General features: G+C 38.3%; 11 protein-coding genes. 7 read left to right on the top strand and 4 right to left on the bottom strand.

Translation table 11 applies throughout. From position 1 onward, the window contains the following. Positions 1–9: 9 nt before the first annotated feature. Complete coding sequence (locus tag HNP38_RS02985; protein WP_184184212.1) at positions 10–2,781, bottom strand: SusC/RagA family TonB-linked outer membrane protein; 2,772 nt, start codon at positions 2,779–2,781, stop codon at positions 10–12. Positions 2,782–2,957: 176 nt separating this feature from the next. On the opposite strand from HNP38_RS02985, the gene HNP38_RS02980 reads away from it, so the two are divergent. From HNP38_RS02980 to HNP38_RS02965, 4 genes are all read left to right on the top strand, one after another. Next, on the top strand, positions 2,958–4,145 hold the full coding sequence (locus tag HNP38_RS02980) for an MFS transporter (protein ID WP_184184208.1): 1,188 nt from the start codon (positions 2,958–2,960) through the stop codon (positions 4,143–4,145). Positions 4,146–4,168: 23 nt separating this feature from the next. Then, a complete protein-coding gene (locus tag HNP38_RS02975; RefSeq protein ID WP_184184205.1) occupies positions 4,169–4,957 on the top strand; it encodes an NUDIX hydrolase in 789 nt (262 codons plus the stop codon). A gap of 82 nt (positions 4,958–5,039) precedes the next feature. After that, positions 5,040–6,218 carry an acyl-CoA dehydrogenase family protein gene (locus HNP38_RS02970; RefSeq protein WP_184184202.1) on the top strand — a complete coding sequence of 393 codons (1,179 nt, stop codon included), beginning with the start codon at positions 5,040–5,042 and terminating at the stop codon, positions 6,216–6,218. 159 nt (positions 6,219–6,377) lie between these two features. Next, positions 6,378–8,321, top strand: a complete 1,944-nt coding sequence (locus HNP38_RS02965; RefSeq protein ID WP_184184199.1) for a T9SS type A sorting domain-containing protein — start codon at positions 6,378–6,380, stop codon at positions 8,319–8,321. Between the two features lie 64 nt (positions 8,322–8,385). On the opposite strand, the gene HNP38_RS02960 is transcribed toward HNP38_RS02965, so the two are convergent. The 3 genes from HNP38_RS02960 to HNP38_RS02950 are packed head-to-tail and all read right to left on the bottom strand — an operon-like array spanning position 8,386 to position 12,026. Beyond that, positions 8,386–11,085, bottom strand: coding sequence for a PD-(D/E)XK nuclease family protein (locus HNP38_RS02960; RefSeq protein ID WP_184184196.1), 2,700 nt, complete (start codon positions 11,083–11,085; stop codon positions 8,386–8,388). After that, a complete protein-coding gene (locus HNP38_RS02955; protein ID WP_184184193.1) occupies positions 11,082–11,618 on the bottom strand; it encodes a DUF922 domain-containing protein in 537 nt (178 codons plus the stop codon). Before HNP38_RS02955 ends, HNP38_RS02960 begins: the two co-directional genes overlap by 4 nt. Next, positions 11,619–12,026 (bottom strand): hypothetical protein, encoded by a 408-nt coding sequence (locus tag HNP38_RS02950; protein WP_184184190.1) that lies wholly within the window; start codon positions 12,024–12,026, stop codon positions 11,619–11,621. An 835-nt stretch (positions 12,027–12,861) separates the two neighbouring features. Here HNP38_RS02950 and HNP38_RS02945 point away from each other — a divergent pair. The 3 genes from HNP38_RS02945 to HNP38_RS02935 are packed head-to-tail and all read left to right on the top strand — an operon-like array spanning position 12,862 to position 16,412. Beyond that, positions 12,862–14,619 carry a hypothetical protein gene (locus HNP38_RS02945; protein ID WP_184184187.1) on the top strand — a complete coding sequence of 586 codons (1,758 nt, stop codon included), beginning with the start codon at positions 12,862–12,864 and terminating at the stop codon, positions 14,617–14,619. 16 nt (positions 14,620–14,635) lie between these two features. Next, positions 14,636–15,550, top strand: coding sequence for a hypothetical protein (locus tag HNP38_RS02940; protein WP_184184184.1), 915 nt, complete (start codon positions 14,636–14,638; stop codon positions 15,548–15,550). Positions 15,551–15,560: 10 nt separating this feature from the next. Continuing rightward, complete coding sequence (locus HNP38_RS02935) at positions 15,561–16,412, top strand: hypothetical protein (protein WP_184184181.1); 852 nt, start codon at positions 15,561–15,563, stop codon at positions 16,410–16,412. The last annotated feature ends 4 nt before the right edge of the window (positions 16,413–16,416 follow it).

Here is a 16,416-nt window from a genome sequence, read left to right as displayed (position 1 = left end):
TGAAATAATTTAGAAAGTTGTTTTGATACCAAAAATAAAGGTCCTTACCTGTGGATATGTTCCATAATCAATGCCGGAAACTCCCGGAGTCGTTGTAAAAGCATTCACTTCAGGGTCAAATCCCGTGTAATTTGTCCAGGTATAAAGGTTTTGTCCGGTGATATAGAAATTCACATTGGAAACCCCTTTGAAAAGATTCTTAAAGTTATATCCTAGTGTAACAGCTTTTAGTCTTACATAAGACCCATCCTCTACAAATCTGTCGGAAATATGTAAAGATTCAGGATCATTGGCTTTAGGAACATCTGTAATTTGCCCCGGTGTAGTCCATCTGTTAAGCACTGCTGTCGATTGATTCTTGAAATCATTCATCAACTCAAGGTCAAGTCTGGAAGCATTAAAAATTTCATTCCCCTGAGAACCTGTGATTAAAACATCCAGATAAGCCCCCTTATATTTGAAACTGTTTGAGAACCCAAAGGTATAATCAGGATTAGGATTTCCAAGAATGGTTCTGTCTCCCGTATCAAAATAACCATTGCCATTAAGGTCTTTATATTGCTGGCTTCCGTTTGCCGGGTTCACCCCATTGGTCACATATCCGTAAAATGCTCCTACAGGAAGATCCGGGGAAAATCTGACAATATTCTCTCCAACGGTCTCATTATATGCTGCATAATGAACAGGCACATAATTGATCCCTAAGATCTTATTCTTCACAAAAGAAATATTGAATGAAGTATCCCAAGTGAAATCTCCTGTTTTAATATTGGATGTATTTAAAGTAAATTCAAGCCCTTTATTCTCAATTGAACCGGCATTGGTATAGTATGGATAATCTGTTAAGAAAGTAATTGCTGCAATTACGTCATCCGTTTTTCGTTTATAGGCATCTACAGAAAATCTGATCCTGTTATTCAATACATTCAGATCCAGACCAACATTGGTATCTGTTGTTGTTTCCCACGAAAGACCGGAGTTGGAGTATTGAATAGGCTTAGGAGCAAAACCAGGCCCCAGTTCATCATATCGTTCTAAATAATAGGAAACGTACGGAGATGGAAGTCCTGATGCATTTCCTGCTTTCCCCCAGCCTCCTCTCAGTTTCAGATAATTGATGAAGGAATTATCTTTTAAGAAATCCTCATTGGAAATTACCCACGCTGCGGAAACTCCCGGAAAATACCCCCATTTATTTCCTTTTGCCAAAGCTGAAGAGGCCTGGGCCTTAAAGATCCCCATCACGGTGTACTTATTATCAAAAGTATAGATCCCTCTTAAAAAGCCGGATACTTCTCTCAGGTCTGTAGCCCTGTAATTGTAATGCTGTTGTTCTGCCTGATCATATATGAATGTCCTTACATCTTCAGGGAATCTTGACCCCCATTTGCTGTTAAGGATATATTTGCCATCCCTTACATTTCCTCCCAATAAAAAGGCAAGATCGTGCTTGTTCGACTTAATGGTATAATTAAGTGTTCCTTCATAAAGTAAATTCTGCCAGGTACTGTAATTGAGTCTTCCGGTTCCTTTTTCAGCCCTTCCATAGCTGGTTTCGTAGGCATTAATGAAGTTCGTATTTTTCGTATCTACAAAATCTAATGAAATAGTAGGTTTGAAGGTCAGGTTCTTGGCTAAAGTAATATCCAGCCCAAAAATACTCATAAATCTATGATCCCATGTCTTATCCAGTTTCGACTGATAAGCTACCGGGTTTTCCCATGAGGACTGGAACGGATTCGGGGTAAACTGCCCCGGCAAATAACCCGGCTGGGTATTGCCGTTACTATCCGTAGGAATAATTTTCACATCCGAACCATACACAGGCAAAAAGCCTGGCGTATTTAAGGCTGAAAGCACGACTCCCCCTCTTGCCGTACTTAAATTGTCCGACGTATTGCTTAAATCTGTTTTAATATAACTTAAGCTTGTATTGAACTTCATCCATCTGAAAATATTGGCATCCAGATTAAACTTGGCAGAGATCCTGTCAAATCTTGCGGGTTTAATGATACCGTCTATTCCCTGATATCCTAATGAAGTGTAAGCTTTAATATTTTCGTTTCCGAATGAGTAATTAACGTTATAATTCTGGTCAAACCCGTTTTGGTATACCTCGTCTCTCCAATTGGTATTAATTCCCGCATACATCGGGTTATTAATTGTTGTAAGATAGGATGGATTGACTTCCCCCATCAATGTTTTGTACTGATCGAGATTGAGGACATCTATATTATCCACCTGCTTGGAGAAGCCCCAGAAAGCATTAAATCCAAGCTGGCTTTTATTCAGCTTACCTCTTTTTGTTGTAATAAGAACCACACCATTTGAACCGTTAATACCATAAATAGCGGTGGAAGTTGCGTCCTTCAGAACGGTCATTTCCACAATATCATCCGTATTAATCCCATTCAGGTCGTTGGTTTGCAAACCATCAATAACGTATAGAGGAGTAGAGTTTGATAAAATAGAGGTATTTCCCCTGATCTTAACATCCAGAACGGCACCGGGTTTACCCGATGGCTGCACCACATTCACCCCGGCAGCATTACCCTGCAAGGCCTGAGCCACATTGGAAATAGGCCTGTCCTGAAAAGCATCAGCCTTTACAGTGGATACAGCACTTGTAAGGCTTTGTTTCTTAACTGATCCATACCCTATCAATACTACTTCCTCAATCTTCTTCTCTTTGAGTACGGTATCTTTCTTCTGTGCACTGAAGTTTGCCGTAAAATAAAGAACGGCAATTACTCCCAAACTTCTTGATATTTTTACATTCATATACATTTAGTTTTTAATTCTCATTGTGAGACAATAAAAATATATTTTTTTTCAAATAATTAACATTATATTAACAAATATTTTAATTTTTCGTTTATTTTTGGGGCCTGAAAGCCTTATATTTTATATCAAAATTTGCCAAAAACCATAAAAATCCAGTAAAAACCGTCCCCAAAATGAGCCTCAAGCTGACCCATTTTTCACTTCCGCTAAAACTTACTTTTCTCATCTTTTCAATGGTACTGAATTGTATGGGGATTGTCATTTTACAGCTTTCTGAAGCGAATATTACCTATGAGAAACTGGGGTTCCTGGAGTCTTTTAAGGATCTTCCCATCGCATTTATATCCCTATTTGCAGTTAATTTCATCAGTAAAATGGGAACTAAAAAGGCATTAATGTCTGCTCTGGCTATTGTCGGGATCTGTTCTTGTATTTTACCTTTTGTAGAAGTTTTCTGGTTTTATAAACTGTGGTTTGCCATTATAGGGGCCTGTTTTGCCATCGGAAAGATCTGTGTATTCGGGATTATCCGGAATAATATTTCCGACGAAAAATCACTTGCCAAAACCATGAACAGCGTAGAAGCATCATTCATGATCGGTATTTTTGTGGTCAATATCGGTTTTGGATGGTTGATCTCGGGAAAATATTCTGAATTCTGGAAGTTCGGTTTCCTGTTTATTTCGCTTCTTTGCCTGGTCACGCTGTATCTTTTCTCAAGAATAAAGATCTCGGAATCAAAAAAAACAGAGCATCAGGGACTTATATCAGATCTTTCGGGTATTGTCAATATCCCGGTAACAGCATTTTTAGCCGTAATCTTCTTCATTGTTTTCATAGAACAGAGTTTTAATTCGTGGCTGCCTTCTTTTTACAGGAATCATCTGAAAGTAAACTCGTTTTTTGCCCTGCAGGCTTCATCATTCATGGCTTTATTTTCTTATTTGGGGAGAACCGCAACTGCCTATATTATCCAGAGATTTTCACTATCAAAGTATTATACCGCATGTTTAGGGGCTATCATGTCTGTTTTATGCATCATTATACTGATCCAATACTCGGATTCAGTAAATTCGAAGGCTCTTCTTTATCTATTCCCCGTCATAGGCCTGTTTTTATCTCCGCTCTACCCTGTCATCAATTCCAAGATGATCGCACAGGTGAACAAAGAGAAAATTAACCTTTTCACATCCCTTATTGTTATTTTTTCGTCCCTGGGAAGTTCTGTGAGTTCGATCATCATGTCGTTATTGTTTGGTTATCAGCTACTAAACTTTTATCCTTTATATATTTTATTTTTTGTTGTCATACTCTTGCTTATAAGTTTAATATATTTTAATCTTGCTAAGAAGAAAATATAGAAAATAATTTTATTTTTACGCTCATGAAAATCAACAGCCAAAAAAACAAAACCAGTCTTCAGGAACTTATTGATACAAAAGATTTTGTAGCTCATTTATCTGTGGACTGTACCATATTTGGCTTTCATAATAATATCCTGAAAGTCCTTCTTTTAAAGTATCATGATCTGGATCTGTGGTCGCTTCCCGGCGGTTTTGTCTTTAATGATGAAGATCTGAGAGAAGCTGCCGAACGTGTTTTGTATGAAAGGACACACCTTAAGGATATTTTTCTAAAACAATTTCATACCTTCGGAAGAATAGACCGTACGGAAAACAACGTCCATCGGATCTTGCTTAAAAACAAAGGAATTGAAGTTCCTAAAGACCACTGGATCTTCCAGAGATTCATCACGGTAGGATACTGCAGCCTTATTGATTTTTCCATTGCAAATACCTTTCCCGATGCCTTTAATGAGACCTGCGAATGGTTTGAAGTGAATAAACTTCCAAAAATGGCCTTCGATCATGACAGGATCATAGAAACGGGACTGGAATACCTTCAAATGAATATTAATACCGAGGCTGCGGCAAGCAACCTCCTTCCGGAAAAGTTTACCATGAAAGACCTGCAAAGCCTTTATGAGACCATTTTAGGCCAAAAATTCCGGAGAAATAATTTCCAGCGTAAAATATTAAGCCTGAACATCCTAGACAGGCTGGAAAAACTGTATGATGGTTCTGCCAATAAGGCTCCTTATCTGTATAAATTCAAAAATAAGGTACATAATTATAGTGGGCAATATCCTATTTCCAACGAAGAGGAAAGCTGATAACACCAGATGCATTATTCAAACATTAAAAAAAACTTTCCGGAAGTCCTGAAAAGTATTATTTTTAGAAAAATTAAAAAACATGTCATATTATCCCCTTACAAGCATCCCTGATTACTATGGAATTGATGCTTTACTTACTGAAGAACACAAGCTGATCCGTCAGTCTATAAGAGACTGGGTGGAAAGTTTTGTCATGCCGCAGATCGATCATGCCGCACAAAATCATACTGATTTACCCGGATTAATGAAAGAATTGGGGAAAATTGGAGCCCTTGGCCCTTATATTCCGGTAGAATACGGAGGTTCCGGGCTGGACCAAATCTCTTACGGCCTTATCATGCAGGAGCTGGAGAGAGGAGATTCCGCAGTACGTTCTGCTGCTTCCGTACAAAGCTCCCTAGTCATGTTCCCCATCAATGAATATGGTTCTGAAGAACAGAAAAGAAAATATTTGCCAAAATTAGCTTCCGGAGAAATGATCGGGTCTTTTGGTCTTACCGAACCTAATCACGGATCTGATCCAAGCTCAATGGAAACCAACTTCAAGGATATGGGTGACCATTACCTACTGAATGGTGCCAAAATGTGGATCACCAATTCTCCTTTGTGCGATATTGCTGTGGTTTGGGCTAAAAATGAGGAAGGGAAAGTACAGGGATTGGTCGTGGAAAGAGGCATGGAAGGTTTCACTACTCCTGAAACCCATAATAAATGGAGCTTAAGAGCATCCAAAACTGGGGAACTGGTATTCAATGATGTAAAAGTTCCGAAGGAGAACCTTCTTCCGGGAGTTACAGGTTTGAAAGGGCCTTTATCCTGCCTGAATTCTGCCAGATATGGAATTTCATGGGGAGTAATTGGTGCTGCCATCGATTGCTACTGTACTGCTGTGCAGTATTCCAAGGAAAGAAAACAATTTGGGAAACCTATTGGTTCTTATCAGCTCCAGCAGAAAAAACTGGCTGAATTTTTAACTGAGATCACCAAAGCACAATTGCTTTGCCTGCAATTAGGAAACCTTAAAAATGCTCACAAAGCTTCTCCTGCCCAAATTTCAATGGCTAAAAGAAATAATGTGAAAATGGCAATTGACATTGCAAGGGAATCCAGACAAATCCTGGGCGGAATGGGTATCATGGGTGAATTCCCGATGATGAGGCATGCTGCCAACCTAGAATCTGTGATCACTTATGAAGGTACACATGATGTGCATTTATTGATCACCGGTCTTGATATTACAGGGATCAACGCTTTTTAAGAAAGTAAAAATATATTATGCGGTGTCCGGCCTTCAGCCGGACACCACTTTTTTGGTCCCATTACGGGGAATTTATATTCACTGAATAATTATTGATGCTTTAATATTTTGTCCGGTTTATTGAAAGTAATTAACTTGATCAAAGCTTAAAATATCAATATGAAAAAAATCACTACCCTTTTGCTAAATTTCACCGCTCCGTTCTATTTTGCCCAGCAGGCAGGAGATGTTGTAAGTGTAGAACAAAAACTTGACCTGACGCCACAGGGAGTTATCAGTTTTATTGCCAATAATCTTGGAGATCAGAATGCTCCCGACTTTGTCAGTTATCTTAACAGCTTTAATGTCGGGCTGAAAGCTTACAAGATCACCTACTATACCAGAAACGAAAATAATAATCTGGTGAAAGCTACAGGGCTGCTTATGTATCCTAATGCCAATTATAAGCTCTCAACCGTGGTTTCAGATCATGGAACTACAGACAGCAGAGATAATGTCCCTTCCAACTTAAAAGGAGTAATGTATGCCGGATTTGTAGTTGAATTATCTTACGTATTGAATGGTTATATCCTGATGGCGCCGGATTATGTGGGAATGGGATCCGGAGAAGGAACTCACCCTTATGTACACTATCCTACCGAAGCCGGTGCAACCATTGATTTTGTAACAGCAGCGAATAAGGTTTTAATCCAGCAGGGAGTTAAACGTTACAATGAATATTTCCTGACAGGCTATTCCCAGGGTGCCCATGCTGCCATGTCCACATTAAAGAAACTGAGCATTTCCAATCCCGGCAACCTGAAATTCAAATATGCCTATATGGGTGACGGCCCTTATGACTTTTCCGGAGTTACCCTTCAGAAAGGAGTATTGGAAAAGGATGTATATCCTTTCACCTCATTTATTGCAAATGTTGTCAATACCTGTAATAATACAGGATATAAAACATATACCAATAACATTTCAGAGGTTATCTCCACAGAATATCTCGATAAGTATAACCATCATGTGATCCAGGAAAACGGAGGACTGCTATGGGGGCCTTTACTATGGAGAAAGCTGTTTACCACCAATTTTGTAAATGAAGTAACTAATAATCCCAACAGTAAATTAAGACAATGTCTCAGGGCAAACGATGTTTATGACTGGTATAATAAAACCCCTATGACTTTAGGGCATTCTACCGTAGATCTGGCCATTCATCCGGATAACACTTCAAAGACAATAGATGTCCAGCGAGGCTATTACCCGTGGTGGGACCTTAACAAATACAAATTAGAATCCTTTTATTGGGGGCCTTTGGGACATATAGGAGGAATTGTCCCTTTCGTTCTGGCATCCAATGCCAAATTCAATACGTTAAGAAGCGGGGGAATTTTTAATGAATGGGCGATGCTGACTTCAAAACAGGCTGAAAACAGTCCAAAAAATAATTACACTTACACGTCTCAGATAAAACCTGACTTACAGGGAAAAGAACTGATCGAGATCATAGATTTTAACCAGGAAAAAACTGAACGTAAAGCAGCATCAGCGAATAGTCTGGTTTCATTGAAAGACGGGGTTTACCTGCTGAAAACAGCTGATAATACAGGAAGCCTTATTCCTTATGTAAAAGATACTCCGGAAACAGTATCTGAAAATGATATTGTAAAATCCGTGAATAATAATATTTTAAGCTTAAAAATCGGTCAGGATGAATTAATTGCCGTCAATATTTTTGATCAGGATCAAAACCTGATAAGATCTGTTTCTCAGGAACAGTATCATGAGGATGGAGGCATCAGTTTAAATGATATTGGCGGGCAAACCTATACCTTTGAAGTAGTTACACAATATTACAACCTGCAATTCAATAAACAGATCAGAAGTATTGGCGGAAACAATACTGCTGAACTATATACCCAGAACCAAAAGATCATTGCCAGAAGCAGGGATGTCATGAAAAATATAAGTATTTATCATATTTCCGGGGCTTTGGTTCAGAATGAAGATATGAATAAAGATCAGTTTGAGTCCAATAGCCTTGAACCGGGAATTTATGTGGTAAAGATCGCACACAACAATGGAAAAACCGTAACCAAAAAAATAAAAATCGAATAGCTAACCTTCTCAATAACAATTCTTATTATCAAATTGAAATGCATTTCAGCAATGGAGTGCATTTTTAATTGGAGTAGGTTTTACTCTTCTCAATAAAGCTGATATCGGGGTTTAAAATCTCTAAGATCAGGTTTCTGACAGATCTCATTGCATCATCAATATTTCCTCTTTCAAACTGAAGTGGTACTACCCCTTTTTTGGATTCCGCAAAGCTCCAGATGCCTGTTTCTATGGGAAAGCCCCAGAATTCAGGCAAATTTTGGATGATATAATGATAAATACACAACTGAAGTGCCTGCTTTCTGTCATTATTATGAAAGTATTCGGCTATATTCTCCTCATCAATCTTTACCGTGAGGTTTTTGATCTTGGCCGTTTTATAGTCAATGATCCTCAACGTTCCGTTCAGGCGGTCTATCCTGTCAATAAAACCAAAGAAAGAAATTTTATCCGTATTGTTGTCATCAAGATAAAAATCCACATTTTCAAACCTTCTTTCTATAGCCAGAATCTCCAGTTTATTTCCTTTCTTTACCAGTTCAAGATCGTGTCTCAATATATTTTCTATCACCTTTTTTGCGATCGCTTTATGAATATAGTTCATCCCTTTTTCATAGAACTCAGGCTGATGTTTCAGCTTTTCTATAGCGATATTTATATATTGATCTATTGCTTTAATTGATTTTTCTAAATCGCTTTCTTTTAATATTTTACCTTTAAGTACTTCATATATTTCTTGAAGTGAATAATGAACAAGGTTTCCGTAATTTTTCACGGAAAGTTCCTCTTCGATCTCATCCGTTTCAGAAGTATTCAGGATCTTTGAAAGGTAAAAATCAATAGGATTATAAAGGTAGCTCGTGAGATGGGAAGCCGACACTTTTTCCTTCCATTTTTCAAGTCTTTCGAGAACAATATCGGTTTTAGGAATCTCTATGGGCTGACTCATGATAGGTTCTGAAGAATTCTCAATGATGAGATGTTCGATAGGGTGATCACTTTCCATTTCTATCTGGGTGATAAACCTGCTTTTTTCTCCTGTATTTACTCCGGAACTTAATGCATTATACAGCAAATGAACATTTTTTGAATCCTGGATCAGCCTGTAAAAATGATAGGCATAAATGCTGTCATTTTCAAGAAAGGTATGGAGGTCAAAATATTTCCTGATATCAAAAGGAATATAAGTATTCTGCGAATTTCCCAAAGGAAGCTTCCCTTCATTCACAGATAGCATAATCACATTGTCGAAATTTAAAAGCCTGGTCTCCAAAAGTCCCATGATCTGCAGGCCTCTCAAAGGCTCACCCTGAAAATCAATACTTTCTGAATTCACATACTGATTGATCAGAATTTCCAGCGTTTCCATTTTGATCTCAAAATCATAAGGGCTCAACTGATTTTTTATGACCCTGAACGCATTTTCAAAATGAGAAACATTTTCGTACTGGATATCATCTATATCCAGCCATTTTACCTGCCTGCAGAATGTAATGAGCATATCCAGATATACATTTACAGATTCTGCTTTCTGAAGAAGGTTAAAATAGGTAATTTCTCCCAAAAGCTCTTCGAATAGTTTCCAGGAAATGTAAACAATATTCCTCTCCTCTATTTTTGTTTTAAATTCGTTGATAATCTGCTCATCTTCAGCTGATTTAGGAAGCTCTTCAAGGATAGGGAATACATCTTTATAGTAATAGGACGTTTTATTCTTTTCAAGCTGCTTCTGAAGGTAGAACAGCTGCTTTACCGCATTGGAAAAGGATAAATTCTTCAAAGGAAAACCCATAGTAATATTCAGATTTTCAACACTATGCATTACATCCAGACTGGCAGGCAGCAGGTTTTCATCCAACAGCACCACAGCAGTATCGGAATAGGTCTTATTATCTATTTCTTTGAAAATTTCAGGCAGGATCTTGGTTTGGGTCACGTTCCCCGAAACTTCATAGACCTTTATGTTTTTAGGCTGGTTAAAATCATCTTCTATCCATTGAAAAGCCCTGCTGTCATTAAATTCTTTCCATGTTTTATGATTCCTGAGAAATTTCCCGGCTTCCTGTCTTTCATCATCGAAATAATACCGGTCTGCCTGAAAAAAGCATTGTGCCTTATCCCACTGTAAAAGGCTTCTTACCAGCTTCTCCTCTACGGGTGTAAAGGCATTGAAACCGCAAAAAACGAATTGCTCGGAGGTATTTTTAGCATATGCTTCTATCCGGGCTTTGGCCGTTTCATGGATCATTCCCGAGGTAGCCCAGTCTTTCTCCTGTAGCTTTTTCTTTAATTCGGGAAGAAAAATGTTCATATTTTTCCAGAAATTAAGGAATTTTTTCCTCGGAACCTCCTCTTCTTTCCCCAAATTCTGCGCCCAGTCCTTTATTCTTTCCTCATCAAACATATACTGCAAAACAGCATGATCGCTTTCTGAAAATTTAAGAATATCGTCCCAATCCTTTTGCAGAGTAGGAAACCATTTCAGAAAACCGGCAAAATCATCATCAGGAATAAGGTGGAGGCCTTTATACACATCGAATGCAAAAAGCCACAGCGCAATTCCCTGAACAGCCTGTTTATCAGCTATCCGGTCGATTAATTCCTCTATGGTAAAAAAATTGGGAAGAAATCCTGAATAATTATTTTCCTCTAGGATCTGCCTGATAAAAACAATAGGCCGCTTTCCGGGCAGAACGATATTGAACACGGAAAGATCCGTGTTTTGGGACAATAATTCATGAATGATCTTATTGAGGAATTTCAAGAGGCTTTATAGCTTTTTAGGTTTTCCAATTCTTCAGCAATAATACGATTATATTCGGTTTGTTTTTCCGGATCCATCCCGTGCTGAGTCTCTTTGTCATAAGTGGACTGAAAACTCTTATAATCACTGAGGATCCTGTTATAGATACCCTGAAATTTTTTGTTGAAATCCCCGGAAGTCCTGATCTTTTCCCCTACTTCCTTACGGAGTTTTCTTGCATATATTTCAGCAATATCAAAGTGCTTTTGCTCATGATTCAGAACATAGTCACTGGTGCGTTGATCATCTTTCCAGGATTTATCTTCATTAAAAACAGTTTCGATCTTAATTTTTACCGGAGATTTCGGATTGGTGGATTTCACTACGGAGTACACCCAGCCACAATTGGTATAGGCAATCACATTGCTTCCCCGCTGGTTGTTTATTTTACTTTTAAAGTTATCCCAATTAAGCTTTACATCTTCTTTCCAAACGATCCGCTGAGCAAATAAAAAATTGGTTATCAAAAAACTAACTAAAAAAATCCATTTCATTTATTCTACTACAATTGTCTTTGTGATCCAGTTATTATCACCATTCCAGAATTTAAAAGTATAAGTTCCCGTATGCTGCGGGCTGAAATTGATTTGGCCGGCCGCAGTATAGTTGCCCTGTGCACAAGGCCCGTTGGTAATATATTTATAAGCGGTAACCGTTCTTGTAAGGTTATCGCTGTGAACATAATCATATCCGTAAAAACCCTCGCAATGGGACGAATAGGTTGAATAGGTTTTAATGCTTTGTACGGTGTAGACATCCATCGTATCATTCACGATCTTCACACTATCTATCTTAATTTTATCTACAGTCTCTATCGTCTGGTAGTCATCATTATCATCACAGGAAATAACAAATAATCCCAAAATTGCTGCAGAAACCCCGATATTTAGAAGTGTTTTCATAACCACACAAATTTAGATTATTATTTAAATATTCAGCAAAAATTATTCCTTAATTATGAATTTATTTATTTTATTGAGTATAAAATAAGTAGCCATAAGATATTATACTCTTAATTAATGCAAATTATATATCAGAATTAAGAAATAACCTGTTGATTCTAAATAAAGTTGATAAAAGTAATACTATATAAACTATTATTTGGTTTTTTTATTGTTGTAAACGGTATAAAAATCCGGTTTATCAGGAATACAAGATAGCTTTCTTTCAGGGTAAATTTTACTGTTATTTAAAAAAAAGAAAACAAATGTTATCTCATCCTACCGCTATCAATAATCTGAGAAAGACCACACAAAACCAAACCCGATGTAATTAATTCGGATATTCTCACCATAAAAATCGCATCATAGAAGTATAGTTGTAGTTTTCTATATGTACTACTATATTTCTATAGTAATAATGTGCTTTTTTCCATCCCCTGCACTGGCAATGGCTTTGCATGCTCATATACTCACACATTGTAGCTGTCTTTATTCAATTCAAATTTGTAATACAGCAGTTTTAGATTTGATTTAAAAATCCACAAAGGCATTCACAAAATTCGGAATTTTGTGATAGGTTTTCGGAATTTCATTTAGATAATTCTTGCTCCCTAATAATTTTTTATCGTTGCTTTGCTGAATAAACATTAAAGATTCCAGCATAAACTATTTTTAATTAAAGGTTCAGTTTATTTCTGACCTGTGAAATAAATAAACAGCACCAAGCTGTTTTTTCATTTCAACAACACTCAAATAATAGTTTGTATACAAATTCAGCCTTAAACAAGTCAAGCTTATGAATAAAAAATTATTAAGTATTTCAATGCTGGCATTCTCCGGTTTTGCTTTAGCGCAAATAGGGATTAATAATTCCGAGCCAAAGGCAACTTTTGATATTACAGCCAAAACCTTCACAGGGAACAATCCTACAGATAATGCAGAAGGTATAATTGCCCCAAGATTAACCGGCAATCAGATCAAAGACAAAGATGCACTTTATGATACGCCACAAAAAGGTGCTATTATCTATGCCACCAGTGCCAGTTCTGATGCAGGTGTTATCAACACAAAAACCATCAACATTACAGCAGAAGGGTACTACTACTTTGATGGCAGCATCTGGCAGAAAATAACAGGACAGGCGATAGAACCATGGAATAATGTCGCTACCAACGCTCCTGCATCCTCTAACACACAGAATATCTACCAGATGGGAAACGTAGGAATAGGAACTGCCACTCCCGCAGGAAGACTAAATGTTGCAGAAACCGTTACAGTAGAAAATACCACCAAATGGCCCAATATTTATGGATATCAGACTGTCAGTTTGGGAGCTAATGCAGCCAGATCTTACAGAGGAGCAGACCTCAATGTAGAAATAGCCAATAGTTCATCAACTAACTTTGCGGATTCTGTAATGGGTGTCAGAATACAGGCATTGGACACCTCTAATTCCAACTATACAGCAAGCCCTAACGGAGCCATATACGGCCTGTACAGCAGTGTAAGTAAGTCATCCGCAGCGGCAACTACAGTGCCCACCATGAAAGGCATCCAAAACTATACTTTTATGCCTGGCGGAAGTGCCACTGTTACCAATTTATATGGTTTACATAATCGTCTGGATCTTTTTAGCACCGCTAAGCAGCCAACAGTATACGGGATACTGAATGAGGTAAGAGGAAATGCCTCTAACACCTTTGGGACATACAAAGGGATAACATCTGATGTTCTTGCACAGTTTACGGTTGATAATTTCTATGCTTTCTATGCAGGCTCCCAAATAGACACTTTTGTAAGCAGCACCAACAAGTGGTCTTTCTATAGTGACAACAGTCTCCCGAATTATTTCAAGGGCAATGTGGGAATAGGAACTACTACACCTTCTACAAAATTGCAAGTTGTTTCAGCAGCAGCGGGTACAGGTTTTAATTTACAAGACACTTCTCAGGGTGCAGGCAAAGTGCTTACTTCTGATGCTAATGGCAATGCAAGCTGGCAAACTCCTGCTGCCATACCGACAGAGCCCTGGCAGGTACAAGGTGGTTCTACAGCTGCTACAACCAATGCACAGAATATTTATCAGACAGGTAATGTTTCTATAGGATCTTCTACACCTATTGCTCCGTTCTCATCCAATGGATCTACCATTACCCCCAAATTATCCGTAACAGGTGATATTGCAACTACAGGAGCTTTCTACACAGGTACAGCTAAATATGCCGACTATGTGTTCGAGGATTATTTTGACGGAATTTCAAAAATAAACGAAGACTATAAATTCAAATCATTAAAGGAAGTCGCAGAATATATCAAAACCCACAAGCACCTGCCGGGGGTTACCTCTATTAATGATATTATAAAAACAAAAAACGGCTATACTGTTAACCTGTCAGAATTATCCATGCAGCAATTGGAGAAAATAGAAGAATTGTATCTGCACACTATTGAGCAACAGCAGGAGATTGCCAGACAAAAGTCAGAGATCGATTATTTAAAATCCCGTATGGAAAAATTGGAAAAGCTTCTGTTGAAAGAAACCGATTATAAATAATCCTAATTGCTTTAAAATGAAAAATAAATGTCAAGGAATATATACAATGCTGATGATCTCTGCATTATATTATTCTACCGGTTTTGCTTATGCCCAAACCGGCATAGGCACCAGAAACCCTAAGGCTGCTTTACATATCGACGGAGCAAAGGATAATGATGCTACTGCTCCTGCCGCACCTACCACCGCACAGCTGGCGAATGATGTTGTAGTTACAAATGCAGGGTTCGTAGGCGTGGGCGTTTTAGCTCCAACCGTAAAGCTGGATATGCGGTCTTCCGGTACAGAAAATGCGTTGGGATTAGATACCACTACTATGACGGCATCAGCGGCAGCGGCAGGGGCTGTACGTTATGATGTAACTAACATACCCACAGGAGCAAAGCTCCAGGTATCAGACGGTGCTGTATGGAACAAAATATATGTTGCACCTCAAAAAGCGGTAGTGGTAGCACGTAAAATTTCAGGTCAGTCAATAGCTCCCAATACAGCAACTAATATTATCAACTGGTATGAGGTGCGTGACATGAGCAACAGTTTTGATTTTAATTCAGGCGAGTTCCTCGTTCCCCGCAATGGAACTTACACATTTTTACTGACTTTTAATTTTAATGGTACTACCATCATTGACGGCTCCAGAGTAGAATCACAGTTTTATAATGTTGGAACCAGTACTGTTCTGGCAAGTGTATATAAAACATTTGGGCAGTCCATGACCGGAGTTTCTGATGATGCAAATCAGACACGGTCTACCCAGGCAGGCGGCTCAAGTACTGTTACACTTACATTAACAGCAGGTACAAGAGTGGTAGTCAGATTATTTCATACTCTTATTTCAAGTGGTACGCTTTCGCTTAGAGTAACAAGCAATTCTTTAGACCCTGCGAATCCTAATGACGGATTTAATAATCTGACCATCATAGAACATTAAAAAACAGATCATGAAAAAGAAATTTATTATATACCGGCTGTCTGCTTATATTCTATTTTTTTACACGGGTAATCTTACCGCCCAGACCGGAGTTTTAACATTGGACCCGGCAAATCCTTTTCATGTAGATGCTGCTAAAGACAATGGTAGTACTTCAACGACCAAAGCCACCAACGATGTTGTAGTAAGTTCGGCAGGAAATTTCGGGGTCGGTGTGGTAGCTCCTGTAACAAAGGTTGATCTGCGGTCATCTGATCAGAAAGGTATTATAGGCATAGGGGCTAATGCTTCACAGGCAGCCTCTGCCGCAGGAGGTGGGGCTATACGCTATAACACCGCCACTGCACTTTTGGAATATTCTGATGGTGAACAATGGATTCCCCTGGTTATTACGGCACCCGCCAAAGCTCTTGTTAATGCATACAAAAGCTCGTCCCAGTCTATTTCCAACAATACCGTAACCATTATTACCGGATGGACTGAAACCGCAGATACTATTATAGGGAACAGTGGTGATTTTAATGCGTCTAGCGGTATTTTTACGGCACCACGGGACGGATTCTATTTAGTATCTTTCAGCATTACCCTGGCAACTGGTACCATACCGAATAATACCTTTATAGAAACAGCAATAGAAGCAATTGGAAGTGGCAGCGATAATATTCCGGTCTTCAAAACGGTAAATTCTTACCCTGCGTTTCAGGCAGGATCTGTAAGTAACTACATCAGTGGAAACTGCAATGCCATTTTTAATCTTAAAGCGACTAATACGATAAGGTTTACGGTTAAGCATAATATAAGCAGCGGAAGAAATGTTTTAAATAACGGGGCCTTAAATAATATAAGCATCAGCGAATTATAAAAAG

It is taken from the genome of Chryseobacterium defluvii (genome assembly GCF_014204415.1).
In the GTDB taxonomy this organism is placed as follows: Bacteria; Bacteroidota; Bacteroidia; order Flavobacteriales; family Weeksellaceae; genus Chryseobacterium; species Chryseobacterium defluvii_A.
This window is presented reverse-complemented; position numbering and strand designations above follow the sequence as displayed.